Source organism: Rhodanobacter thiooxydans (assembly GCF_030291135.1).
GTDB classification, from domain to species: domain Bacteria; phylum Pseudomonadota; class Gammaproteobacteria; order Xanthomonadales; family Rhodanobacteraceae; genus Rhodanobacter; species Rhodanobacter thiooxydans_A.
Genome location: NZ_CP127409.1, coordinates 2,210,216 through 2,234,458 on the forward strand (window position 1 = coordinate 2,210,216; position 24,243 = coordinate 2,234,458).

A 24,243-nucleotide genomic window follows, 5' to 3' on the forward strand; every position below is an offset into this window, starting at 1 on the left:
GCCTACTTCCGCGCCGCGATGATCTCGCCGAGGTAATCCGGCGTGCCCTCGATGCGCACCAAGTGCGGGTACTGCAGGCCGTCGTGGTAATCCACCGGCACCGTGCGATAGCTGCCCTGGTATTTCAGCAGGAGCTTGATTGGCGCCTTGTCCGTCCGGGCCGCGGTAATCGCACTCTTCAGCACATCCTCGCTGTAGTCCTGGCCGTTCACCGCGACGAGAGTGGCGCCGGTGCTGACGCCGGCCTTGAACGCCGGACCATCCCAGCGCACATCGTTGATCTGGCCACCCTTGGCCATGGTCAGGCCGATCGACCAGGCGAAGTTGAACAGGTGGCGCGACGATTGCGGCCGGCTGTTGTACTGCTTCTCGTAGGCGCTGGGCTGGTCGGTGTAGACCAGCTTCCAGCCGGTGCCCTTGAGGCCGTCCAGCAGTGGCGGCTTGTGCGTATCCACGTGCGCATGCAGGAAACCGGCCCAGTCGTACGGCGCCACGCCATTCAACGCCGCCACCACGTCGTCAAAGGTGTAGGTTTTCGTCACGTAGCTGCCGTTGTCGACGCCGAAGAACGCACGCGCGAAATCGTCCAGCGACTTGCGATCGTGGGTCAGCGCACGCAGCCTGGCATCTACCTCCAGCCACATCATCTGCCCGCCGCTGTAGTACTCCTCGCTCATCTGCCAGCTGCGATACGGCAGCCCCGAGCGGCGCGCGGCGGTCGGGTCGTTGGTGGTGTCCTCCAGCGTGCGCCACTGGAAGCCTTCGCGGTTGCGGTCGTAGTTGGCCGCCACCATCGCCAGCGCGTCACGGAACTGTTCGGGCGTCCACAGGCCGGCGCGCGCGGTCAGCACGAAGCCCCAATACTGCGTCTGCCCCTCGTAAACCCACAGCAGCGAATCGCCCATCGGCACGTTGAAGTTGGGTGTCCACAGGTCGGCCGGACGACGGAACTTGCCGTTCCACGAATGGGTGTACTCGTGCGCCAGCAGGTCGCGGCCGGGTGCGTTGTCGTCCCAGGCGGTGAAGTAGTCGGCGCCCAGGCCGTCCTCGCTGGACTGGTGGTGCTCTGTGCCGTTGCCGCCCAACTGGTCCGACAGCGAGAACAGGAAGTCGTAGTGGTCGTAATGGTGCGAGCCGAACAGTCTTGTCGCCTGCACCGCCAGCGCGCGGTGCGCGTTTACCTGTTCGGCCGTCATGGCCAGGTACTTCGGCGCATCGGCGACGATGTCCATATACACCGGCGCCCCGCCGGGCGGCGTGAGGTCGACGCGCTTGAAGTACTGGCCGGCATAGACCGGTGAATCGACCAGGTTGTTGAACGTCACCGGCTTGAAGGTGACGGTATCGCCCGACTGCGAGGCCCGGGTTTGATCAGCACGTTCAAGCGCACTGCCGAGCTGCCAGCCGTGCGGCAGCGTCAGGCTGGGCGCGAAGGTGATGCCGCGCGTGAAATGGCCGGCCGGATACAGCGCCACCTTGCTCCATTCCATGTCCATCATGCGGTCGGTGATCTCGAACCCGCCGTCGCGGGGCGACAGGTACTGGAACTCCACGTCGATGCTGGCAACCCCCGCGGGTACGTCGAGATGGAACGCGTACACGTTGTACTCGTCGCGCTTCCACGCCAGCGGCTTGCCGCCGGCGCTGAGCGTGAGTCCGGCAAGCATGGCGATCGGGCCGGTCGGCGAGTGGTCGCCGGGAATCCATTGCGGGTATAGCAGGGTCATCGCACCGGTTTGCACCGGGATCGTCTCGTGCACGCGGAAGATGCCTTGCGCGGTGTCGCTGGCGTCGACATGGATGGCGATCGTGCCGGGATACGGCACGTCCTGCGGCGGCGGCACGCTGGCGCCTGGCAGTGCCTGTGCGCAAGCGGCACCGGTCGCGAACGCAAGCGATACGGCCAGCAACATGCGCGCCGCAGTGCATCGCGTACGAACCGGCAACCCGGCGAAAAAAGCAACGGACATGGGGGACTCCAGCAGGCAGACCAAGGGATTCGCACAACTTAGCATCACCGGCGCCGGCCGGGGTGCCGCCATCTCCGCCCACCCCGGGCCCTGAAAAATTGCCCTACTATCCGCCGATGGCAATACCCACGCCCCCATCACCCAGCGGCGCGCCACGCGGCAGCCTGGCCTGCGTTGGCATGGGCATGACCCTGGGCTCCCATCTCACACCACTGGCACGCAGCCACATCGAACAGGCCGACGTGGTGTTCGCGGCGCTGTCCGACGGCATCGTGGAATTGTGGCTGCAGCGCATGCATCCGGATGTGCGCAGCCTCCAGCCCTACTACGCCGAGGGCAAGTCACGGATGGCTACCTACCGGCAGTGGGTCGAGCTGATGATGACCGAGGTGCGTGCCGGCAAACACGTCTGCGGCGTGTTCTACGGCCATCCTGGCATCTTCGCCTGGTCGCCGCACAAGGCCATCGAGGCGGCCCGCGCGGAAGGCTTCACGGCGCACATGGAGCCGGGCATTTCCGCCGAGGATTGCCTCTACGCCGACCTGGGCATCGATCCGGGTCGCTACGGTTGCCAACACTTCGAGGCCAGCCAATTGCTGTTCTACGAGCGGCGCATCGACCCCACGGGCTATCTGGTGCTGTGGCAGGTCGGACTGGTGGGCGATCTGTCGCTGAAGCGCTTTTCCACCGGGCCGGCCTACCGGCAGGCGCTGGTGGACGTGCTGAGCGTGGACTACCCGCTCGACCACGAGGTGATCGTCTATCGCGGCGCCACCTTGCCGATCCAGCAGCCGCGGGTCTGCCGTATGGCGCTGCGCGACCTGCCCGGCGCCGAACTGACTGCCGAGGAAACGGTAGTGCTACCGCCCGCCGTGCCGTTGAAGCAGAATCAGGCCATGCGCGAGCGGCTGGCGGCGCTGGACAGGGAAACCGCGACCACCTGACACGTCAACGGTGATCGGCAGCACTCGCACAACGGATGCTTGGGGACCAAGGGAAACAGGGGGAAAACATGTCGGACACGATCGAACTTCTGGAAACCATCGGCCAGAACGCCGCACTGCGCCACGCCTCCGCCGACGAGCTTGCGCCCGTGCTCGAACAGGCAATGGCGTCCGGGGCTCTCCGGGCCGCCGTTGCCGCCGGCGATAGCTCGCTTCTGTTCAAGGAATTCGGGCACCAGCCGAATAAAGCACCGCAGATCACCAATGCACCAGGGCATGAGGAAGACGAGCCGGATCACGACGGTGACGACAAGCCGCACCATCCGCCCGAACCCGACCACCGCAAGCCACGCAGACAATAATTCCACACTCCATGCCCATCGGCTTGCAAGGCAGGGGAATGGGGGCCACCTTGGCGGCCCTGTTTCTCTGCGGCCTGATGCATGCAGGCCACGCCGCCCCTCCCAGGATCACCGACGCAAGCGCCTTCCTCGACCAGACCGAGGAGCTGCGCATCAAGGACCACCGGCAGTTCGCCGAACGGCTGGCGCAGATCCATCGCGAGTCACCCGCACTGACCACGGCCGAGCAATGGCGCCTGCGCTATCTCGACGCGCTCGAGTCTTCGCTTGAGGGCAACTACGCCGCTGCGGAGCAGCCGCTACGCGATGTGATCGGTCATTCAGGCGATCCGACACTTGCCACCAAGGCGTCGGCGCTGCTGATGAACAACCTGGCCGTCAGTCGCCGTTATAAAGACGCCTTCCAGCTGGCCCAGCAGCTCACGATCGACCTGCCCAGGATCCAGGACAAGGCAGTCCGCTTCCAGGTCCTCAGCTACCTGTCCCAGATGTTGAACCTGGCTGGGCAGACGGATCTGGCGATCAAGTACGCCCACCTGATGGAAAACGCTGTCCCCCCCGGCATGACCTTGTGCAACCCGCGCTCCAGACTGGTTGCCGCGCTCTGGAGTGCCAAGCGGCTGACCTCTTCCAGCCCGGAGCTGGAGCAGGCCGTCAAGACATGCGAAGCAGCTGGACAGCCGATCATGGCGACAACCATGCAGCTCATCCTCGGCACGCTCCACCTGGAAGAACACCAGCCAGTCAAGACATTGGCCCTGCTCGACCGGATAGCACCCGACATCCGGATCAATCATTACTACCCGCACACGCTGTCCGCGCAGGTGCAACGAGCCCAGGCGTACGCACAGCTGGGTAAAGATGATGACGCCCGGAAGGCGGCGCTCGCCGCCTTGGCCATGGCCGGCCCGAACGATGTCAACGACTACCTCAAAGATGCGTATGAAGTGCTCTACCAGGTTGCGAAGCGGCACGGCAACACAGCCGCCGCGCTTGCCTACTACGAACACTATGTCGCCCAGGACAAGGGCTCGCTCGATGATGCCACCGCACAGGCATTGGCCTATCAAACGGTCCAGCAGCAAGTCCTGACCCGCAAGCTGGAAACCGAAGAGCTCGGCAGGCAGAACAGCGTCCTCAAGCTGCAGCAGGCACTGGACACCAAGGCGGCGGAGACCAGCCGGCTCTACATCGCGCTGCTGATCGCCCTGCTGGCCGCCATCGTGCTGTGGCTGTACCGGCTCAAGCGATCGCAGCTTCGCTTCATGCGGTTGTCGCGCCGCGACGGACTCACCGGCATCCTGAACCACCAGCACTTCATCAGCGAGGCCGATCGCTTCTTGCGCCTGCTGGAGAAGAAACTCGGCCACGCCTGCCTGATCTCCATCGACCTGGACCACTTCAAGCAGGTCAACGACACCCATGGCCACGCCATGGGCGATGCCGTGCTGAAGCGGGCCGTGGCGATCTGCCAGCAGCACCTGCGCCCCAGCGACCTGTTCGGCCGGCTGGGCGGCGAGGAGTTCGGCATCCTGCTGCACGAGTGCTCCCGCGACCAGGGCCTGGACATCGCCGAGCGCATCCGGATCGCGATCGGCACGACGCCGATCGAGAAAGACGGGCAGCACATAGCGATTTCCGCCAGCGTCGGCCTGGCCTCCACCGACAGCTCCGGCTACGGGCTGCAACGGCTGTGCAAGGAGGCAGACGTCGCGCTGTACCGCGCCAAGCGCGCCGGACGCAACCGGGTCATCGCCGACGCCGGCAACCTGACCGAAGCCTGAAACCCCGCGCCGGAACAGCGGCATCGACGTGCGTGAAAGCCTGCCACCAGGCGGGGCACTCACGTTCCGACCCCGCACCCCTTCAGGAAACCGGCGCCGTGCCGATGACCGTAGCAAACCTGAAGGACCCATCGATGCCACGCCACGCCCAGATGCCCTCTAGCGCAACGACGCCACCTGCGGGAAACGGGGGCCGCCGGCCACGACCCGACGCGCCGGGCGCGCATTGCCGGCACCCGGGCGAACGTGGCGGATCCCGCCACGCCAGCGGTGCCCGCCCCGGCGGATGGCCGCAATGATGGTCGACCGCAGCAACCCCACCCGTGCAAGCAACCGCGTCGACTGGAGCGATCCCCAGTTGCAGAAGCTGCTGAGCAAGATCGAGGACTGGGACCTGGACAACCGCGAGAACTTCCCGCGGGAAGAAGTACAGGTGCAGATCGGCTGGAGCGCGGGCGGCGGGCGGACGGCAGTGCTGGTATGGAAGCGCGACAAGGTCATGGTGCTGGAAGCCGGCTTCCCGATTCCCACCGGTGAATACGTACGCGTGGACCGCTTCTACGGTGACGGCATGCGCAGCGTATGGGGGGTGCTGGTCGAAGGCCGCGCCGGCAGGCGTGCGGAAGACTGCAGCAACGGCGTGAGCATCTACTGGCTGCACGAGTGCTGACCGCTGGCGCTGCTCGCGCGATGGCGCCAGACCGGGACCGGGTACCGCCCGTGAGCGCGCACGGCGCGTGCCGCCCTGCCTTCAGCCGATGCGCAACTTGTTCAGGAACAGGCCGTGCTCGCGATCCTCGACTCGGTAACCCTCGCGTCCCTCGACGATCCAGCCCCACACGCTGCGCATGCCTTCCACATGCTGGCTATCCACGCGCACGTGATCGCCTTGCGCAACCGGAAACCGGGTCACCAGCACCATGGTCTGCTCATCCATCGAAATCAGCTGCGCCGGCTTGCTGACGACCGAATTGGCCGTCCATCCGGAGCTGACTTGGATCTGCACTTCCTGCAACGGCTGGCCACTGCGGTTGTCGAGCTTCCAGCCGTCGACTTTCTGCAGCAGTGCGTCCAGGTTCGGGTCACTCCAGTCGACGGCGCCGACTGAAACGCTCGAGCGTGACTTGTCGTGGCCCATGGGGCTGACCTCCCGCCGGATAGATGCGAATGGATAGGCAAACGCGTTCCCCGCAGCCAACATAGCAGAACTCCCGCCCGGCGGCCTGGCCCGGTAGCCACAAACCGCGCCACCGCGCGCGCCCGGCGCCGCGGGCTGCGCGGCAGTTGCATCGGGCACGGCTGGCAGCCTTCATCCATCGTGGCATGGGGCCGGGAAAGATGCCTGGAAAAGAGGCCACCTCACGCTGACTCCGTCAGCTTCCCTTTCCGGCACCGGTTCTGTCGGCTTCCCCCACCCGCTATGCTCGGCATTCACGGCGCGGGGAGCGCCGATCATCAGGGGAGTGACACCATGACGACACGATCCAGGGGGCCGCTGGCCGGCTTTGGCTGGCTGATGCGCGGCATCAACGTGGGCTACCGCCACCCGAAGCCACTGCTCGGTGGAGCAGCCTTCCTGTTGCTGGCGGCCTTCCTGCCGGCGCTGATCACGCTGCCGATGCAATTCCGCATGCAGCTGGCGGGCGTGCAGCCGAGCCCGGCCACTTTCGGCTGGATCATGGCGGGTTCCCTGTTGTTCGCCCTGCTGGTCGTGCCGCTCTACGCGGGCTATCTGCAGGTGGTCGACGCGGCCGAGCGCGGGCTGCCGGCCCGCGCACTCGACATCTTCAGGCCTTATCGACAAGGCGAGGCCTTGCGCCTGATCGGCTACGGGCTGGCGATGATCGTGGTCTACGTTGCCTTGCTCGGCGTCGTCATCGCAGCGACTGGCCGCGGGGTCGCCAGCTGGTACGCGCAAGTACTGGCGGCGCAGGCCAGCCACCAGCCGCCGCCGACGGCGTTGCCCGATGGCTTCGGGATCACCATGGCGCTGTTGATGCTGGTCGGTCTTTTCATGATGGGCTTCTATGCAATCAGCCTTGGCCAGGTCGCGTTGCGCGGCCGCAACGTGTTCGGCGCGATCGGCGACGGCATGGTCGGCGCGCTGAAGAACCTGCTGCCGCTGCTCGTGTTTGCACTGAGCGCCCTCCTTGCCTGGATCGTCGTGATCATTGCCCTGATGATCGCGGGCGCCCTGCTCGCCCTGCTCGCCAAACTCATCAGCCCGTGGCTGGTGCTCGTGGTGATCGTTCCGCTTTATATCGCCCTGCTCCTGGCGCTGTTCTCGATGATGTTCGGGGTGATGTATCACCTGTGGCGTGATGTGTGTGGCGACGACGTCGTGACCGACATGGATGCGGCGATCGCCGCCTGATCGTCGTCATCCGCTTCAATGCGAAGGCGGCCACGGCCGCCTTCGCCATTTGTGCCCAACCTGCAGCGACTTGCCGGACCCGGCGCAACCCGGGCTGGTGGATCTGGTGGGGCGGGCCAGCGCAACCTGAACCTTCCCGGTTTGCGCCTGTTCCCATCGCGGTCGCTTGAGGGGTACCCTCGACCTCCTTCTGACCAAAGTGGAGTCCCCCATGGCCCTGTGGAAAGAACCCGTCAAGACCGCCGCCACCTCAACGCCCGAAGCGGCGGAGCTGGCGCACCTCGGCACTCCGGAGCACAAGCCGGAGATCAGGCCAGAAGCGGAAAAGCCGGTGCAGCCCGCATTTCGTCCCACGCCCGCGCCGGGCAAGGCCGTGACCGAATCCCTGATCGCGCCCGACATCACCATCGAGGGCAAGATCGAAGGTGCGGGCCATGTGCGCATCGCTGGCAGCTTCAAGGGTGACGTCAATGTGCGCGGCGACGTCACCATCGAGCCCAATGCCAAGGTGACCGGCAGCATGCGCGCCGAGAAGGTGACCATCGCGGGCGAACTGATCGGCAACATCGAATCCGCGGTGCATGTGGAACTGCTGCAAACCGGTGCGCTGACCGGCGACCTGAAGGCCGGATCGCTGAGCGTGGCAGCCGGTTCGCGCATGCGCGGTCAGGTCGAGTTCGGCTGGGATGAGGTCAGGGATGGCCACAGCGCCCACAAGGCCAACCCGGGCAACGGCACAACTTCGTGACCACCGCACCCTCGGGCACGGCCGGGGCGACCCGCACCTGTCCGCACTGCCGCGAGACGATCCTGGAAAGTGCGGAAGTGTGTCCCGCGTGCCGCCACAAGCTGCGCTTCAGCGATTCAACCGGCGCGGTCACCACGCCGGCGTCCATACCACTGCGCGTGGAAGGCAGCTTCCGCAACCCGGTCGACAGCGGTGCGTGGGAATACTCGATGGTATTGACCATCCGCAACGAACGCGGCGAGGAGATCGCGCGCAAGCTGGTGGGCGTCGGCGCCATGAAGCCGGACGAACAACGCACCTTCACCCTGAGCGTCGAGATGAACCCGGCGGCTGCGGGTGGCAAGCGCACATGGCACTGATCAAGACAGTCCGGAGCCACTTCCGCCGGCGCGGCGCACGCCTTCGGCTCACCTCCCGGCAAACACCACCGCTGGCTGCAGCTTCACCACCGGCCGCACGCTGATCAGCGCGGCCGCCACGCTCACCAGCACGACGCCGAGCAGCCCCGCCAGCGGGGTGAACCACATCATCCGGAACGGGAAGCCCAGCCGCAGCACGACCTCGCCGGCGATGCCGCACAGCCCCAAGCCCATGCCGGTGCCCAGCAGGGCGCACATCGCGGCCTGCGCCAGCACCATCGCGGTCAGCGTTCCCGACGGCGTGCCCAGCGCCTTGAGCACGGCGTACTGGCTCTGGTGCTCGTAGGTGAACATGTAGAGCATGACGCCGGTGACGCCGAAACCCATGGTCATCGCCAGCGTGAGCATCGCCGCGATGTCGCCGACGTCCTCGGAGTTGACCAGGAACCAGCGCACCGTGTCGGACTTGAAATCCGCCGTGGTGCGCGCGCGCAAGCCGGTGCGCTGCTCGATGCGCGTGGCCACCTCGCTCGGCGAGGTACCCGGCACGGTCCGCACCATCACGAAGGTCAGTGTGTGCGGCTCCACCGGCAGGATGCGCAGCGCGTTGGACAGCGTGGTGTAGACCAGCGGCCGCGCCGGGTAGCGCGGCACGGTCGAGGACTGGCCCAGCACGCGCACCAGGTGCTCATTGACCAGCAGCTCGTCGCCGCCGCGCAGCTCGCGCGTCGGCGCATCCAGGTGCGCGCCGTCGTGCGGCCACTGGTCCCGCGCCAGCGCCGGCGTCTCCAGCTTGCCGCTGGTGCCGCCGGCGTCGACGATCACTGCATCGCGCGCGCGCAGCTCCTCCGGCTTGTGCCCGGGCACTGCTGGCGCGCCGGCCAGCGAGGCGTCGTCCACGCCGATCACCTGGAAGGTCTGGAACTGTCCGTTGGGAAAACGCACGTCTGCGTTGCCCAGCGCCAGCGGCACCGCGCGGCTGACGCCCTCGACGCTGCGCACCCGGTCCAGCGCGGAGGCCGGCATGTTGATGGTCTGCTCCACCGACTCCACCGCCGGGTCCATCACCCACACGTCGGTGGCGCCATTCTCGGAGATCAGCGCGAAGCCGTTGGTCATGAAGCCGCAGAAATACGAGGCGGCGAAGGTAACCAGGAAGGAAGTGAAGGCGATGCCGAACAGCAGCCCGATGAACTTTGCACGATCCGCCGCCAGCATCTTCAGCGCGATGCGGAACATCAGCGCTTTCCGCCCGCCGGCTGGCCCGGCGCGGGCGGCACCTCGATGAAGGCGTCCATCTGCTGGCCGAGATACACCGGCAGCGTGCCGCGCTCGAAGCTGTAGATCACCTGCAGCACGCGCACGTCGGTGCGCTCCGTGCTCAACCCGGTCAGCGAGGTCTTGGGCGTGATGTACGGCTCGATGTACTCGAAGCGCAGCGGGATGGACAGGCGGGGGTTGCCGCGCACGAACGCGCGCGCATGGGTGCGCGGGCGCACGCGCCACGCGTCGTTCTCGTCGATGTTCACGCGCAGGTACATGCGCTGGTCCTGGCCGATCAGCACCAGTGGCTTGGTCACCTCGCCTGCCGGCGCAAACTCACCCACCCGCAGGTTGACCTGCAGCACGCGCCCGGCAACGGGGGCATGCACCACCGCGCGGGCGATGTCGACCTCGATCTGCTGCTCGGTCGCCGCAGCCGTGTCCACCGCGGAGGCGGCCGCCTCCATGTCGTCCTTCGCGTTGGTCAGCGCCTCGACGCTGAGCGCGGCCTTGTCGAGCTGCCGCAGGTGGCTGAGGTAATCCAGCCGGTGCGCGGGCTTGGCCAGCGCCGCCCGGGACAGCCGGACATTGGCCTTCGCCACGCCGAGGCGCGCCTGCAGGTCGCGGTCGTCGATGCTGAAGAGTGGCGCGCCCGCCTCGACCTCGTCGCCCGGCCGCACATCGATCGCGCTGACCACGCCCGCCACGGCGGTGCCGACCGACACGTTACCCAGCCCGGTTTCGGTGATGCCGGTGCCCACCACGTAATCGGCGAACGGCACCTGCTCGACCGGTGCCGGCGAGGTCGTCGTCACCGACGATTCGCCGGAGCGCAATACCACCGCCACGGCGATGACCACGCCGATCAGCGCCAGGCCGACCAGCAGGTAGATCCGTTTCTCGAAGGACGCCATCACGTCGCCCCTCCCTGCCGCCCGCCCTCGCCGACCTCGACGATGCGCCCGTCCTCCATGCGCGCCATGCGGTCGGCGTAATCGAAGGTGCGGTTGTCGTGCGTGACCACGATGAGCGCCCGGTCGGGCGCACGGGCCACGCCGCGCAGGATGTCCATCATCTCGTGCCCCGTCTTCGCATCCAGGTTGCTGGTCGGCTCGTCGCACACCACCAGTTTCGGATCGTGCACCAGCGCGCGCCCGATGGCGACGCGCTGCTGCTGGCCGCCGCTGAGCTTGCGCGGCAGCGCATCGGCGCGCGCCCCCAGCCCGACTTCCTCAAGCACGGACCTGGCACGCTGCTCAGCCACCTCCCGCGCCACGCCGGACACCAGCAGCGGCACCGACACGTTCTCCAGCGCCGTGAGCGCAGGCAGCAGGTTGAAGGCCTGGAAGACGAAACCGACGGACTTGCCGCGAAAACGCGTGCGCTCGTCCTCCGTCATGCGGCCGATGTCGCGGCCCAGTACCGCGCAGCTACCGCCATCCTGGTCGAGGATCGTGGTGATGATCGAGATCAGCGTGGTCTTGCCGCAACCCGACGGCCCCACCAGCATCAGCAATTCCCCGCTGCGCACCTCGAGATCGACGCCGCGCAGCGCATCCACGCGCTCGTTGCCCGAACCGTAGTGCTTGGTCAGACCGCGGCAGCGCACGGCGGGTTGCTGGTCTGCGCCTGTCATCGATGGCCGCCGCCTTCAGGAGTATCAAGGCCGGATTGTAGCCCTCGACCATGAACGCGGAAGTCATGGGCCGCGCAAGAAATCTCGCGCAGCCACCGCGGCCGGCGACTCTCCAGCACGCCGATTCCTGCACTGGCGCCGCTGCGCATGGCGCTGCGGATCTTCCGCCGCGCCGGCATGGCGCAACTGCGCGAAAAGCTTCTTCAGCTCATCCGTGTGAGCGCTGGTCACGAGCGCGGCCGCGTCCTGTTCGACTGCAGTCTGACCGCCGACGCGCTCAACGCCAGACCAAGAAAAAGACTGAACTACCGAGCGCCCTAGGAGGGCTTCGATGAAGGCTGATCAGCCGTGCAGTTCAAACTTGATGCTACGCATGACTGCCCTCACTCCGCTCGATGACGACATAAGGGCAGGCGACGAAATTCTTTGCTCGGTCTGCGTACCACATGACGCGGGCCAAGCAGACGACAGGAATGCCGATGTTCACCTTCAGCACCTCCGATGCCGTGAGCATGCGCGCGAAGCCGGCGGAAAAGTAGGTCTCGTTCGCCAAGAAGACTGTTCTTTCTTCGCCCTTCTTCAGCTGGAAGAACTCATACCCAGGTTCTTGAGCTTCCGCTTTGCGCCATTCTCCCAGAGTCAGGTCGCCCGACATCCAAACCAGCTTCGTCCCGTTGTAGTTTTCGAAGCCTTCAAACTTCGGATAATCAGCTTCCAGCTGCTTCCATAGCGCATGAAGCATCTGACGGGAAGTGATGGAGTACGTCCGAGATTCCTGTGTCGAAACGCCTGCGTTTGCAAAATAGGCTGATATACCTGCGTTCCCGCCGCGTTGCTTTGTGATCTTCGCTTGCGGATCGGTTCCGAACTTCTCCTCATACTTGCGGGAGACGAAGTCGAGATCAAGGTATACGACGCAATCATCATTCAGACCGGGATCGGCGGGCACAGCTATCTCCCTAGTGGCTAACGCTGGAGTTAAGCAGCGGCAAAGCCGTCCGCCTTGAACGAACAGCTAGATTTCGCCGGTAGGTAGCCCGGAGACCTCTGCAAGTTTGCGCAAGACTACCCGGCAAGCATCAAGAAGTGCGGGTGTTTTGTCTTGTCCAAGGTATGTGCACTCGTGGACTAGCAGATTGCGATAGTGGACGGCGTGGCCAAATAGCTCCCAGACGCCAATCCCAAGAACCATTTCCGGGGTAGATGCGCATTTGACCTGAAAGTAAGCCTCCACCAGCGCGGTGGGGCCAGATTGGCGGAAAAGGTCATAAAAACTGAGCGAATCAGACTGCACTGAAGCTAGGTGATGTACCAGTAACGATCTGGCTAAAGCTTCCACCGCAGAAACGCGCGTGACTAATAGGTTTGGATCATGGTCAGCGTTGCTAATGCGCTGCAGCGCAACGCCCAAGCGCTGGCGCGGCGTGGACTGAACGTAAATGTCCCGAAGCTCTGCCCGGTGCTGTTCGAACCCGTCTGCAGTCATGGCTGTGAGATCTAACCCTCAGTAGACCCCAGATCGGGGTATATGCGCCCGATGTTCAGCCTTCGAACATCGGCCGTCAAGGACGGTGGAACTTACGTTGATTCAAGACGATGGCTGCCGATGCAGAGCAGTTCTGCTGCGTCGTTGCCGCGTTGTATATCTCATGAATCGCGGCGCTATGTCTTATCGCCCACAATTCGCGATGATAAAAACAGTCGTTCTGGCTTGTTTGCAGGATTTGGCGGCAGCAGGCGTTCAGCCAAGCCGCAGCCCAAAGCGGACATTCAACCCTGCGCCCGGCTCTGCGGATGCCGCACCTGCCCCTCCCCGCGCACCACGAAGCGCTCGATGGTCAGCGCCTCGGCGCCCATCGGCCCATAGGCGTGCAGGCGCGTGGTGGAGATGCCGATCTCGGCGCCGAGGCCGAGTTCGCCACCGTCGCTGAAGCGAGAGGAGGCGTTGACCATCACCACGGCGGAGCGGATCGCCTGCACGAAGCGTTGCGCGGCGGCTTGGTCGGCAGTGGCGATGACTTCGGTGTGGTCGGAGCCGTAGCGGCGGATATGGGCGATCGCTGCGTCGAGGTCATCGACCACGCGCACGGCGAGGATCAGGTCGAGAAATTCGGCGGCGTAGTCGTCATCGGTCGCCGCGTGCATGGCGGGCACCAGCGCGCGACTGCGCTCGTCGCCGCGCAGCTCGACGCCGCGTTCGCGCAGCGCCTGCGCCGCGCGGGGCAGGAAGGCAGCGGCCACGTCGCGATGCACCAGCAGGGTCTCCAGCGCGTTGCACACGCCGGGGCGCGAGGTCTTTCCGTCGATCAGCAGGCCCAGCGCCAGATCGAGGTCGGCGGCGCGGTCCACGTACAGGTGGCACACGCCCTTGTAGTGCTTGATCACCGGCACGCGTGCGTGTTCGGTGACGAAGCGGATCAAGCCTTCGCCGCCGCGCGGGATGGCCAGGTCGATGAGGTCGCCGAGTTGCAGCAGTTCGACCATCGCCTCGCGGCTCAGGTCGTCGAGCACGGTGACGGCGGCCTCGGGCACGCCATGCGCGCGCAGCGCCGCGTGCAGCGCGGTCGCGATGGCGAGGTTGGAATGGATCGCCTCGGAGCCGCCGCGCAGGATCACCGCATTGCCGGCCATCAGGCACAGCGCCGCAGCGTCGGCGGTGACGTTGGGGCGCGCCTCGTAGATCATCGCGATCACGCCGAGCGGGATGCGCACGCGTTCGATCGACAAGCCATTCGGGCGCATCTCGCGGCGGGTCGTCACACCTACCGGATCGGGCAACTCGGCCACTTCGCGCAGCGCGTCGGCGATCCCTGCGATGCGCGGCTCATCCAGTCGCAGCCGGTCGAGCATCGCGCCCTGCACGCCTTTCGCCGTGGCCTGGCGCATATCGATCGCGTTGGCGGCGAGTACGGCATCGGCGTGTGCCTGCAGGCTTGCAGCCATGTCACGCAGGAGTGCGCGCTTGGCATCGCTGCCCAACGCGCCAACGACAAGCGCGGCATCGCGACAGGCCAGCGCCTGCTGGCGAATGGTGCTCATGCGGAAATCTCCGTGGACGAACTGACGGGCGACTCGATGGTGGTGGCGAGGTCATCGCGATGCACTACCTCGTCGCCATGGCTGTAACCGAGCACGCCATCGATCTCGCGACTGTGCCGCCCGGCCAGCCGACGTATCTCGTCCGCGCCGTACTGACTGAGACCACGTGCAATCACGCTGCCGGCCGTGTCGACGATCTCGACCAGGTCGCCACGACGAAATTCGCCACTTGCTTCCAGCACTCCGCCCGGCAACAGCGAAACGCGACCACCAGCCAGCGCCTTCGCGGCCCCCGCATCGATGCGAATATGCCCCGGTTCGGCAGGCACATGCCGCAGCCAGTACTTGCGCGCCTGCATGCGACTGGAGGACGCATCGACCAGGGTGCCGCGCAGGCGGCCCTGCTCCAGTGCCTGCACCGTCGCCGTGTCGCGACCACTGAACAAGGCAGTGGGAATACCGGCGGCAAACGCCTTGGTCGCGGCCTGCAGCTTGGTCCGCATGCCGCCGGTGCCTACCGTGCTACTGCTGTCGCCGGCCATCTCCAGAATCGCTGGCGTCAGCTTGGCGACGTGCGTGATCGGCACCGCTGTCGAATCGCGCCGCGGATCGGCGCTGTACAGCGCATCGACGTCGGAGGCGATCAGCAGCAGATCGGCATCGACCAACGCCGCCACGATCGCGGCGAGGTTGTCGTTGTCGCCGAGTTTCAATTCGTCTACCGAGACGGTGTCGTTCTCGTTCACCACCGGCAGCACGCCGAGCTGAAGCAGTTCGCGCAGGGTGGCGCGCGCGTTGAGGTAGCGGCGGCGGTTGCGCAGGTCGTCGTGGGTCAGCAGCACCTGCGCCACTGGCCGCGCGGTCAGCGACTGCCACAGCGCGATCATCGGCGCCTGGCCCAGCGCGGCCAGCGCCTGTCGCGCGGCAAGATCGCCGCCAGCTGGCGCATGTTCGCGCAGCAGCGCACGCCCCGCCGCCACCGCGCCGGAAGACACCAGCACGACCTGGCGGCCCTCCGCGTGGCTGGCGGCGACGAAGGCGGCCAGGGCTTCGGCATAACGCGGCGTGAGGCCACCGCCATCGGCGGCGAGCAGGTTGCTGCCCACCTTCAGCACGGCGCGACGCCAGGGTGGCAGCGCCTGTGCGGACAGCTCGGTGTGCGTGTTCCCGGTGTCGATCGCCGCCATGCCCGTGTCTCCGCTTCAATCGTCGAGTGCGCGCAATCGCGCGTGCAGTTCATCCAGCCGCAGGTCGTTGCCGGCGCCCGGCGACACGCGCGCGGCGAGGCTGCCTTCCGGCGTGCGCCCCTGCCCTGCAGACGCCGCGGTTTCCGCCGCGGCACGGTAGGCGTCGCGGAACGGCACGCCGGCAGCAGCCTGCTCGATCGCCACGTCGGTGGCATACATCGCCGGCTCGATCGCGGCGCGCATCGCGCCCTCGTTCCACGCAAACCGCGCCAACAGGTCGGGCACCAGCTCAAGCGCCATCAGGCCATGACGCACGCCGTGGAAGATCGAGCCCTTGGAGAACTGCAGGTCGCGCTGGTAGCCGGACGGCAGCGACAGCAGCTGCTCGATCTCGGTACGCGCGGCGGCCACGCTGGCATAGCTGGCGCGCAGCAGTTCGATCACGTCAGGGTTGCGCTTGTTCGGCATGATCGAGCTGCCGGTGGTGTACTCGGCCGGCAGCTTGACGAAATCGAACTCGGCGGTGGTGAACAGCGACAGGTCCCAGGCCAGCCGGCGCAGATCGAGCAGCGCACCGCCGATCGCCTCCAGCGCCGCCATCTCGAACTTGCCGCGCGACAGCTGCGCGTAGATCGGGCTGAGCTGCATGCGTGCGAAGCCGAGTGCCTGCGTGGTGTGTTCGCGGTCCAGCTTCAGGTTCACGCCGTAGCCGGCGGCCGTGCCGAGCGGGTTGGCGTCGATCAGCGCCATCGTCTGGCGGGCGCGCAAGGCGTTGTCGATGAAGCCCTCGGCGAAACCGGCGAACCACATCGCTGTGGACGACACCACCGCACGCTGCAGGTGGGTGTAGCCCGGCAGCGGCACGGCCGGCTGCGCGGCGCGGTCGAGGCAGACGTGGGCGATGGAGCGGCAATGCACTTCCAGCGCAGCCAGCTTGTCCTTCAGCCACAAGCGGGTGGCGACCAGGATCTGGTCGTTGCGGCTGCGCCCGGTGTGCACGCGGCGGCCGGCGTCGCCGAGGCGCTCGGTAAGCCGCGCCTCGATCGCCGAATGGCCGTCCTCAAAGTGCTCGTCCAGCACGAACGCGCCGCTGGCGAAATCGTCGGCCAGCGCATCCAGCTCGCGCTTCAGCGCGGCCGCTTCACCGGCATCGACCACGCCGATGTTGGCCAGCCCCTCTACGTGCGCCTTGCTGGCGGTGATGTCGTGCAGGAAGAACTCGCGGTCCAGCAGCACGTCGTCACCGGCGAGGAAGCGCATGATCTTCGCGTCGATCTGGATGCCGGATTTTTGCCAGAGGGGTTGGGTCATGGTGGTGTCCTGGTTCTTTCATGCAGGAGCCCGCTGGCGGGTTCCTACGGCAAGGGGATGGCGGTGTACTCGTCCACGCCGATCGCGCGGTTGATGTTCTGCATGGCTTGCGTGGCGGCGCCCTTGAGCAGGTTGTCCAGCGTGGCCACGATCACCACGCGCTTGCCGTCGGCCGACACCGCGAAGCCGCCGATCTCGGTGTGGTGCTTGTGCGCGATGCGGCTGACCCACGGCGCCTCGTCCAGCACCGATACCAGCTTCTCGCGGTCGTAGGCATGCCGGAAACGCTGCAGCACTTCCTCGCGCTTCAGCTGACGACTGAGGTAGAGATTGCTGGTGACGGTAAGCCCGCGAAAGTGTGGCGCCACGTGCGGCATGAACTCCACCGGGATGCCGAGCCGGAAGCTGGCTTCCTTCTCGTGCATGTGGCCGGTGAGCGCGTACGGCATCAGGTTGTCGCGCAGCTTGTCCGGGTCGTTCTTGTCCGACGGCGTGGTGCCGGCGCCGGAATAGCCGGAGACGCCGAAGCACACCGGCGGCGCGGCGAGCAGGTCCTTCAGCGGCGCGATCGACAGCTGCATCGCGGTGGCGTAGCAGCCGGGGTTGCTGATCCTTTTTTCGCCGCGCCACTGTCCACGGGTGAGTTCGGGCAGGCCGTAGTACCACGACGGATCGAAACGGTAGTCGGCGGAAAGATCGAGGACCAGCGTGTCCGGCTTCACCGCGTCGATCGCCGCCACGTACGGCGCCGCCTTGCCGTTCGGCAGCGCCAGGATCACTACGTCGGCGCGCTTGGCGGCCACGGCCTCGGGATCGAGGTTCTCGTAGTGCAGTTCGCCGGCGAAGCCGTCAACCTGGTCGGCCACGCGCTGGCCATCCAGCTCACGCGAGGAGACGAAAGCCAGCTCCAGCGCAGGATGTGCCGCGATCAGGCGGATCAGCTCCATGCCGGTATGCCCGCGTGCGCCGACGATGCCGATGGTCTTCTTGTCGTGTGTCACCAATTCACTCCTGCGATTTTTTTACTCCTCCCCCTGCACAGCAGGGGGAGGTCGGGAGGGGGTGGCTTTTGATCTTCCACCGAGATCAAGAGCGACCCCTCACCTAAAGGACTCCCTTCGGTCGCCCCACCCTCCCCTGCTTCGCAGGGGAGGGCGTTGGTTTTGCTCAATCCACCAGCGTCGGCTGGCGTTGCGCGCAATGCGCCACGCAGCGGGCGATGGTGTCGAAGTTGCCGTCCAGGCCGTACCAGAACACTTTCCAGCGCGGCTGCTTGATGCAGCCGTCCGACTCGGCGTAGTAGAAAATGTTGACCTGGTTGCCATGGCGCGAGCGCCAGAACAACTGCGGGTTTTCCTCGCGCATCACCTGCCACACCGCGCGGCCCAGGCCTTCGCCCTGCGCGTCGTCGAGCACGGCGAACTTGTCCAGGTACGGCAGGCCGCCTTCCATGGTGAGGATCATCGCGGCGCGGTAGTTCTCGCTGACGTAGATGCGGAACGGTTTCGTGCGCTCGAAATAATCCGGCACCAGGGTGCGGCCGAAGCTGGATTCGATCAGGCCGCGCATGCGCTCGCGGTCCACGCCCTCCCAGGAGTCGAAGCGCAGCACCTTTTCGCCACGCCGCACCAGGGTGCCCGAGCCCTTGTGGGTGAACAGTTCCTTGGCCAGCTCGGACGGCCGGGTGATCGACACCGACGAGGTCAGCGGCAGGTCGGCCAGCAGGTCGGCGATCTGCTCGATCTTCAGGCGCATGCCGCCGTTGATCCACGGCTGCGCCATCAGGTGCTCGAACTCGGTACTGAGGTTGATCGAATCGATCACCTTGCCCTCGCCGTCGAGCAGGCCGCCGGTGCCGGTGAGGAACACGATCTTGTACGGTTGCAGTGCGCGCACCAGTTCGTTGGCGGCGATATCGGCGTTGACGTTGAGGATCTGCCCCTCGTCGGTCTCACCCAGACTGGCGATCACCGGGATCGAATTCGCACGCAGGCTGGCCTCGATCGGCGCCAGGTTGATGCTCTCCACCTTGCCGACCAGCCCCAGGGTCTCGCGGTCGAGGTAGCTGGCCATGAACACGCCCGACGGCACCGCGGTGGCGCGGGTGTCCATCGACTGCAGCGCCTCGACCAGCTTCAGGTTCTGCTGCATGAATACGCGCCGCACGATGCCCAGCGCCTTCGGCGAGGTCACGCGCAGACCGCCCACCGTCTGCTTCACGATGCCGGCGGCAGCCAGCTCCTCGTCGAGTTGCGGGCCGGCGCCGTGCAGCACGATCGGGGTCAACCCCACCTGCTGCAGGAAGGTCAGCGACGAGGCCAGGTCGGCCAGCTCGTCGCGCAGCACGGCACCACCGACCTTCACCACGGCGAAGCGCTTGGCGTCCACCTCGGAGAAGCGCTTCAGGTACTGCTGGATTTCCTTCGCGCTGCCCATGCTCGAAAGCAGGCGCACGATGGTCTTGCGGGTGTGCTTATGCGTTTCCATTGTTGACGATCCGGAATATCGTTTCTGCGTAATGCTGCAATTGCTCCAGCGCGACCCACTCGTCGGCGCTGTGCGCCTGGGCGATGTCGCCGGGGCCGTAGACGAAGGCGGTGTAGCCGGCAGCGGAGAACAGGGCCGCCTCGGTCCAGAAGTCCACTGCGTTGCCGACCGGGATGCCCAGCTCGTCGGCGAGGTCGCGTGCGACCAGCCGGTTCGCCTCGGCATTGGCGGTATCGCCGGCCGGCAGCGAGGCACCACGAAAAGTCTCGGCGAACTCCACTGGCTGCGGCTCCACCAGATTGCGGAAACGGATCAGCAGGTGATCCGGATTCATCGTGGGCAGTGGGCGCATGCCGAAACGCACCTCGGCACTCGGTGCAATCATGTTCGCCTTGATGCCACCTTCGATGCGGCCGATATTGAAACGCAGGCCGGTGAGCCCGCCGAAGCGTTCATGCGATTGCGCCGCCACGAAATCCAGTGCGGCGTTGCCCCAGCGCACGGCTTGGTGCAGCGCGCTGTCGCTGGGCTGCTGCTCGCCCGACGCATGCCCGGCGTGGCCGGCGAAGCGCATCAGCACCGACTGGATGCCGCGATGCGCCAGCACCGCCTCGCCCCGGGTGGGCTCGGCCACGATCACCGCCTCGTAGGGCTTCGGCTCGCGCAGAAAGCCAGCAATGCAGCGCGCATCGTTGGCTTCCTCGTCGGTCGTGAACAGCAGCGCCAGTGGGCCGTCGCTGGCCTTCGCCACCGCCAGCAGCGCAGCTGCCGCGCCCTTGATGTCGCAGGCACCGAGGCCGATCGCGCGATCGGCGGTGACCCGCAGCGTGTGCGGATCGGCCGTCCAGGCCGGCGAATCCGGCACCGTATCCAGATGCACGTTGAACAGGTACTTCGGTTCGCCGCGCACGGCGTGCAGCGCCACCGCGCCGGCACCGAAATCGGTCACCGTCACCGTGAAGCCAGGCAGCTGTGCGCGCAGGTAGTCGAAAATGCCACCGGTGTCGATCGCACGCGGCGGGTTGCGCGTGTCGAAACCGACCAGCGCCGCCAGGTGTTTCAACGTGGCATCGAGCAGTGCGCTCATCCGCGGTTGACCTCGGCCCACAGCGTGCTGCTCATGCCGAACAGCTTGATGAAGCCCTCGGCTTCCTCGACGCCCCAGTCGGCCGACTGCGCGTAGGTGGCACCCTTGGCGTTGAGGATGTGCTTGGACTCTACCGCCACCGCACCGACGCTGCCGCCGTTCGTCTCCAGCGTCACCGTGCCGTTGACGGTGGACTGGCTGGAGGCCAGGAACGCTTCCAGGTCGGTCTTCAGCGGATCGTGGAAGAAACCCTCGTAGACCAGCTCCACCCACTTGCGCGCCACCTCCGGCTTGAAGCGGTTCTGCTGCTTGCTGAGCACCGCCTCTTCCAGCGCGCGATGCGCGGCGAGCAGCGCGGTGAGGCCCGGCGCCTCGAAGATGATGCGACCCTTCAGGCCGATCGTGGTGTCGCCGGTGTAGAGGCCGCGGCCCACTCCATAGGCGGCGAACAGGCCGTTCAACTTCGCCAGCATCGTGTGCCCGGCGATCTTTTCTCCGTCCAGCGTCACCGCCTCGCCATTGACGAAGCCGATCTTCACCTGCAGCGGCTTGGACGGCCATTCAGCGCGCGGCTTGCACCAGCCCACCGCACCGGCGCCGGGCGCCTGCCACTTGTCGATCTCGCCGCCGGACATGGTCAGGCCGAGCAGGTTCTCGTTGATGGTGTAGGCCTGCTGCTTGGCGCGCACGCCGAAGCCGCGTTCTTCCAGGAACTTCTGTTCGTAGGCGCGCGTCTGCGTGTGTTCCTTCTGGATCTCGCGGATCGGCGCCACGATCTGGTAGTCGCCCAGCGCCTTCACCGCCAGGTCGAAACGCACCTGGTCATTGCCCATGCCGGTGCAGCCGTGCGCGATCGCCTTCGTGCCCAGTTCGGCGGCGCGCTTCAGCGCGGCTTCGACGATCAGGTAACGGTCGGATACCAGCAGCGGGTACTGGCCCTGGTAGCCCTCGCCCGCCCACACGAACGGCTTGACGAAACCGTTCCAGATGGCCGGGCCGCCGTCCACAGTGACGTGGCTGGCCACGCCCAGTTCCTTCGCGCGGCTCTCGATGAAGGCGCGCTCCTCGGCATCGACACCGCCGGTGTCGGCAAACACGGTGTGCACGGCCCAGCCGCGCTCCTGCAGATAAGGCACGCAGAAGCTGGTGTCGAGGCCGCCGGAGAAGGCGAGGACGATGTCTTTGCTCATGGCTTGCAGATCCTGGAAAGAAGTTGGGTCAGGCGGATTCGACAACGATGCGCGGCTCGCAGCGCACCGGGAAATTTACGGAATTGGCGATGAAGCAGGCGTGGTGCGCGGTTTCGTGCGCCGCCTCGGCCCTGGCCGGATCGCTGGCGGCGCTGATCGTCACCACCGGGTGCAGCACCACTTCGGCGAAGCGGCCACCGTCGCCTTCGGTGACCATCGTGCCTTCGGCGGCGTCGGTGTAGGCCGTCACCACCACGCCGGCTACGGTGGCCATGTGCAGGTAGGACAACATGTGACAGGTCGACAGCGCGGTCACCAGCATGTCCTCCGGATTGTGCCGGGTGGCGTCGCCGCGGAACGACGGATCGGACGAGCCGGCCAGCTCGGCTTTCCCCGCGATGCGGATCACATGGTCGCGGCTGTAGTTGCGATAGCCGTCCGTGCCCGTGCCGAGGTTGCCGGTCCACTCCACGTCGACGCGATAACGATGCTGATGGTTCACGGTGCCGACTCCTGCTGGCTGGACATCAGTGTGGCAAGTTCCGCGTCGCCATCGCCGTCGCGCTCGCGCAGGCCGGCGATCACGCCGGCACGGTTGCGCGCGGGATGGTTCTGGCTCAGCTTGAACTTGCCTTCGATGCGCTCGATCGCAACTTCGAGGCCGACGATCGCGCGCAGCGACTTCTCGATATAGTCGTCCGGCGCATCCGTAATCTTCCACGGCTGCGGCTGGCCGGCCTCATGGTGATCGGTCAAGGTTTCCAGCAGGCGACGCAGCCAGGCCGCGTCGTCGATCACCCGCAGGCGGCCATGCACGTGCACCACCGCGTAGTTCCAGGTCGGCACCTCGCGCCCGGTCTCGTGCTTGCTCGGGTACCAGTTCGGACTGATATAGCCGTCCGGCCCCTGGAACACCAGCAGTACCTCCGCGCCATCCTGTTGGGCCAGTTCGTTGCCGCGGGCGACATGGCCGTGCAGCACGTCGCCGACCAGCTCGAACGGCAGGTGGTTCGCGCCCAGCCCGTTCGCGGTGCGGGTCACCACGGTGGCGAACGGGTACGCACGGATCAGTCCGTGCAGGATTTCCAGGCGGGTTTCCGCAAAATACTTCGGCGTATACACGAGCGCTCAGCCCTGCCCGATCAACGACGCCATCACCGCCTTCTGCACGTGCAGGCGGTTCTCGGCCTCGTCGATGGCGATGCAATACGGTGCATCCATCACCGCGTCGGTGGCCTTGATGTTCCGGCGCAGCGGCAGGCAGTGGCTGAACAGGCCGTGGTTGGTCAGCGCCATCTTCGCCTCGTCCACGATGAAATGCTTGCTGGCTTCGCGTACGGGCTTCTCCTGCTCCCACTTGCCGAAGAACGGCAGCGCGCCCCAGCTCTTGGCGTAGACCACGTCGGCTCCGGCGTAGGCTTCCTCGATGTTGTGGCTGACCTTCAGCGAGCCGCCGTTCTCCTTCGCGTTCTGGTAGCCGAACTGCATGTAGCGCTCGTCCAGCACGTAGTCCGGCGTGGGGCACAGCAGGGTCACGTCCATGCCCATCTTGGTGGCGATCAGCAACGCGGAGTTCGCCACTGCGGTGTTCAGCGGCTTCGGATGATAGGTCCAGGTCAGCACGTATTTCTTCTTCGTGAGGTCACCCAGGTGCTCCTTCAGCGCCAGCGCGTGGGCCAGCTCCTGGCAGGGGTGGGTGATCGTCTCCATGTTGATCACCGGCACCGTGGCGTACTGCGCGAAGGCCTTGATCACCTTGTCCTGCCGGTCCACCGCCCAGTCCTGGAACTTCGGGAACGCGCGCACCGCGATCAGGTCGACGTAGCGCGAAAGCACCCGCGCCACCTCGGCGATGTGCTCCTCGGTGTCGCCGTCCATCACGCTGCCGACCTCGAACTCGATCGGCCACGCGTCCTTGCCCGGCGACAGCACGATCGCATGCCCGCCGAGGTGGAACGCGCCCAGCTCGAAGCTGGTACGGGTGCGCATCGACGGATTGAAGAACAGCAGCGCGATGGATTTGCCAGCCAGTTGCTGGCCGCGCGGTGAGCGCTTGAACGCGGCGGCCTGCTCCAGCAGTGCGTCGATCTCGGCGCGGCTGTAATCCTGGGTGGTGATGAAGTGGCGAATGGTCATGGAGTCAGGCCCTTGCTCTTCTTTGACTGGATCCGGCCATGGATGCCGGAATTTAGTGGATGTACCCGCGTGAAAAACCAACAAAAAACCCGGCGCGATGGCCGGGTTTTTCGTCGATGCACAAGAAACGCGTGCGACTGCCTACCCGGCCGAATATCCATCCAGCGGTCGGCGCGCACGCGACGTCATGCCAGCAGCCGCGCGGGCGCTGGTCAGTACGGTGGCGGTATAGACGGCTGAAGACATGCAGATTCCAGGTGACGAGTGCACATGATGGCGGCAATTTCGCTGCCATGCAACAAAAAAATCAGATCCGGAAACGACAGTGCCGTCCACCGGTGGGCGGCACTGCTGAGCGGCGAGGGC

Annotated in this window: 24 protein-coding genes; 8 read left to right on the top strand and 16 right to left on the bottom strand. The window is 66.1% G+C overall.

Annotated features, from left to right (window positions below; genetic code table 11):
• Positions 1–2: 2 nt before the first annotated feature.
• Entirely contained in the window at positions 3–1,970 is a 1,968-nt protein-coding gene (locus QQA13_RS10130; protein ID WP_108472543.1) for a M61 family metallopeptidase, read from the bottom strand.
• Between the two features lie 185 nt (positions 1,971–2,155).
• Here QQA13_RS10130 and QQA13_RS10135 point away from each other — a divergent pair, with 185 nt between their 5' ends.
• The 4 genes from QQA13_RS10135 to QQA13_RS10150 all read left to right on the top strand — a co-directional run bounded on the left by QQA13_RS10135 (position 2,156) and on the right by QQA13_RS10150 (position 5,730).
• Positions 2,156–2,914, top strand: a complete 759-nt coding sequence (locus QQA13_RS10135; protein WP_234411370.1) for an SAM-dependent methyltransferase — start codon at positions 2,156–2,158, stop codon at positions 2,912–2,914.
• Between the two features lie 68 nt (positions 2,915–2,982).
• Positions 2,983–3,276 carry a hypothetical protein gene (locus QQA13_RS10140; protein ID WP_108472542.1) on the top strand — a complete coding sequence of 98 codons (294 nt, stop codon included), beginning with the start codon at positions 2,983–2,985 and terminating at the stop codon, positions 3,274–3,276.
• Between the two features lie 11 nt (positions 3,277–3,287).
• On the top strand, positions 3,288–5,060 hold the full coding sequence (locus QQA13_RS10145) for a GGDEF domain-containing protein (protein WP_108472541.1): 1,773 nt from the start codon (positions 3,288–3,290) through the stop codon (positions 5,058–5,060).
• A gap of 295 nt (positions 5,061–5,355) precedes the next feature.
• Positions 5,356–5,730, top strand: a complete 375-nt coding sequence (locus QQA13_RS10150; protein WP_234411369.1) for a hypothetical protein — start codon at positions 5,356–5,358, stop codon at positions 5,728–5,730.
• An 81-nt stretch (positions 5,731–5,811) separates the two neighbouring features.
• Here the strand turns inward: QQA13_RS10150 and QQA13_RS10155 are convergent, their stop codons facing one another.
• Complete coding sequence (locus QQA13_RS10155; RefSeq protein ID WP_108472539.1) at positions 5,812–6,198, bottom strand: hypothetical protein; 387 nt, start codon at positions 6,196–6,198, stop codon at positions 5,812–5,814.
• Positions 6,199–6,480: 282 nt separating this feature from the next.
• On the opposite strand from QQA13_RS10155, the gene QQA13_RS10160 reads away from it, so the two are divergent.
• The 3 genes from QQA13_RS10160 to QQA13_RS10170 all read left to right on the top strand — a co-directional run bounded on the left by QQA13_RS10160 (position 6,481) and on the right by QQA13_RS10170 (position 8,541).
• A complete protein-coding gene (locus QQA13_RS10160) occupies positions 6,481–7,434 on the top strand; it encodes a hypothetical protein (RefSeq protein ID WP_159082212.1) in 954 nt (317 codons plus the stop codon).
• 211 nt (positions 7,435–7,645) lie between these two features.
• On the top strand, positions 7,646–8,182 hold the full coding sequence (locus QQA13_RS16180; RefSeq protein WP_108472537.1) for a polymer-forming cytoskeletal protein: 537 nt from the start codon (positions 7,646–7,648) through the stop codon (positions 8,180–8,182).
• A complete protein-coding gene (locus tag QQA13_RS10170) occupies positions 8,179–8,541 on the top strand; it encodes a hypothetical protein (protein ID WP_108472536.1) in 363 nt (120 codons plus the stop codon). The genes QQA13_RS16180 and QQA13_RS10170 overlap by 4 nt, the downstream gene beginning before the upstream one ends.
• Before the next feature lie 48 nt (positions 8,542–8,589).
• Here the strand turns inward: QQA13_RS10170 and QQA13_RS10175 are convergent, their stop codons facing one another.
• From QQA13_RS10175 to QQA13_RS10185, 3 genes are read right to left on the bottom strand one after another with little or no spacing between them, the layout of a single operon-like run.
• Complete coding sequence (locus QQA13_RS10175; RefSeq protein WP_108472535.1) at positions 8,590–9,780, bottom strand: ABC transporter permease; 1,191 nt, start codon at positions 9,778–9,780, stop codon at positions 8,590–8,592.
• Positions 9,780–10,718 carry an efflux RND transporter periplasmic adaptor subunit gene (locus QQA13_RS10180; protein ID WP_108472534.1) on the bottom strand — a complete coding sequence of 313 codons (939 nt, stop codon included), beginning with the start codon at positions 10,716–10,718 and terminating at the stop codon, positions 9,780–9,782. The genes QQA13_RS10175 and QQA13_RS10180 overlap by 1 nt, the downstream gene beginning before the upstream one ends.
• Positions 10,718–11,440, bottom strand: coding sequence for an ABC transporter ATP-binding protein (locus QQA13_RS10185; RefSeq protein ID WP_108472533.1), 723 nt, complete (start codon positions 11,438–11,440; stop codon positions 10,718–10,720). The genes QQA13_RS10180 and QQA13_RS10185 overlap by 1 nt, the downstream gene beginning before the upstream one ends.
• 147 nt (positions 11,441–11,587) lie before the next feature.
• On the opposite strand from QQA13_RS10185, the gene QQA13_RS16185 reads away from it, so the two are divergent.
• Positions 11,588–11,761 (top strand): hypothetical protein, encoded by a 174-nt coding sequence (locus tag QQA13_RS16185; protein ID WP_199909867.1) that lies wholly within the window; start codon positions 11,588–11,590, stop codon positions 11,759–11,761.
• Between the two features lie 46 nt (positions 11,762–11,807).
• Here QQA13_RS16185 and QQA13_RS10195 read toward each other — a convergent pair whose 3' ends face one another.
• From QQA13_RS10195 to QQA13_RS10245, 11 genes are all read right to left on the bottom strand, one after another.
• On the bottom strand, positions 11,808–12,389 hold the full coding sequence (locus tag QQA13_RS10195; RefSeq protein ID WP_199909866.1) for a hypothetical protein: 582 nt from the start codon (positions 12,387–12,389) through the stop codon (positions 11,808–11,810).
• A gap of 821 nt (positions 12,390–13,210) precedes the next feature.
• Entirely contained in the window at positions 13,211–14,479 is a 1,269-nt protein-coding gene (locus QQA13_RS10200; RefSeq protein ID WP_108472532.1) for a glutamate-5-semialdehyde dehydrogenase, read from the bottom strand.
• Complete coding sequence (gene proB, locus QQA13_RS10205; RefSeq protein ID WP_108472531.1) at positions 14,476–15,666, bottom strand: glutamate 5-kinase; 1,191 nt, start codon at positions 15,664–15,666, stop codon at positions 14,476–14,478. The genes QQA13_RS10200 and proB overlap by 4 nt, the downstream gene beginning before the upstream one ends.
• Before the next feature lie 15 nt (positions 15,667–15,681).
• The gene (locus QQA13_RS10210; protein WP_108472530.1) at positions 15,682–16,977 is read right to left on the bottom strand and encodes an argininosuccinate lyase; all 1,296 of its coding nucleotides are present in this window, start codon (positions 16,975–16,977) and stop codon (positions 15,682–15,684) included.
• 44 nt (positions 16,978–17,021) lie between these two features.
• On the bottom strand, positions 17,022–17,924 hold the full coding sequence (argC, locus tag QQA13_RS10215) for an N-acetyl-gamma-glutamyl-phosphate reductase (protein ID WP_428998027.1): 903 nt from the start codon (positions 17,922–17,924) through the stop codon (positions 17,022–17,024).
• A gap of 220 nt (positions 17,925–18,144) precedes the next feature.
• The gene (locus QQA13_RS10220; RefSeq protein ID WP_108472529.1) at positions 18,145–19,464 is read right to left on the bottom strand and encodes an acetylglutamate kinase; all 1,320 of its coding nucleotides are present in this window, start codon (positions 19,462–19,464) and stop codon (positions 18,145–18,147) included.
• The gene (locus tag QQA13_RS10225; RefSeq protein WP_199909865.1) at positions 19,451–20,551 is read right to left on the bottom strand and encodes an acetylornithine deacetylase; all 1,101 of its coding nucleotides are present in this window, start codon (positions 20,549–20,551) and stop codon (positions 19,451–19,453) included. Before QQA13_RS10225 ends, QQA13_RS10220 begins: the two co-directional genes overlap by 14 nt.
• The gene (locus QQA13_RS10230) at positions 20,548–21,741 is read right to left on the bottom strand and encodes an argininosuccinate synthase (protein WP_108472528.1); all 1,194 of its coding nucleotides are present in this window, start codon (positions 21,739–21,741) and stop codon (positions 20,548–20,550) included. The genes QQA13_RS10225 and QQA13_RS10230 overlap by 4 nt, the downstream gene beginning before the upstream one ends.
• 28 nt (positions 21,742–21,769) lie before the next feature.
• Entirely contained in the window at positions 21,770–22,243 is a 474-nt protein-coding gene (locus QQA13_RS10235) for an OsmC family protein (protein WP_108472527.1), read from the bottom strand.
• A complete protein-coding gene (locus QQA13_RS10240; RefSeq protein WP_108472526.1) occupies positions 22,240–22,863 on the bottom strand; it encodes an FMN-binding negative transcriptional regulator in 624 nt (207 codons plus the stop codon). The genes QQA13_RS10235 and QQA13_RS10240 overlap by 4 nt, the downstream gene beginning before the upstream one ends.
• 6 nt (positions 22,864–22,869) lie before the next feature.
• Entirely contained in the window at positions 22,870–23,877 is a 1,008-nt protein-coding gene (locus QQA13_RS10245; RefSeq protein WP_108472525.1) for an N-acetylornithine carbamoyltransferase, read from the bottom strand.
• Positions 23,878–24,243: the final 366 nt, after the last annotated feature.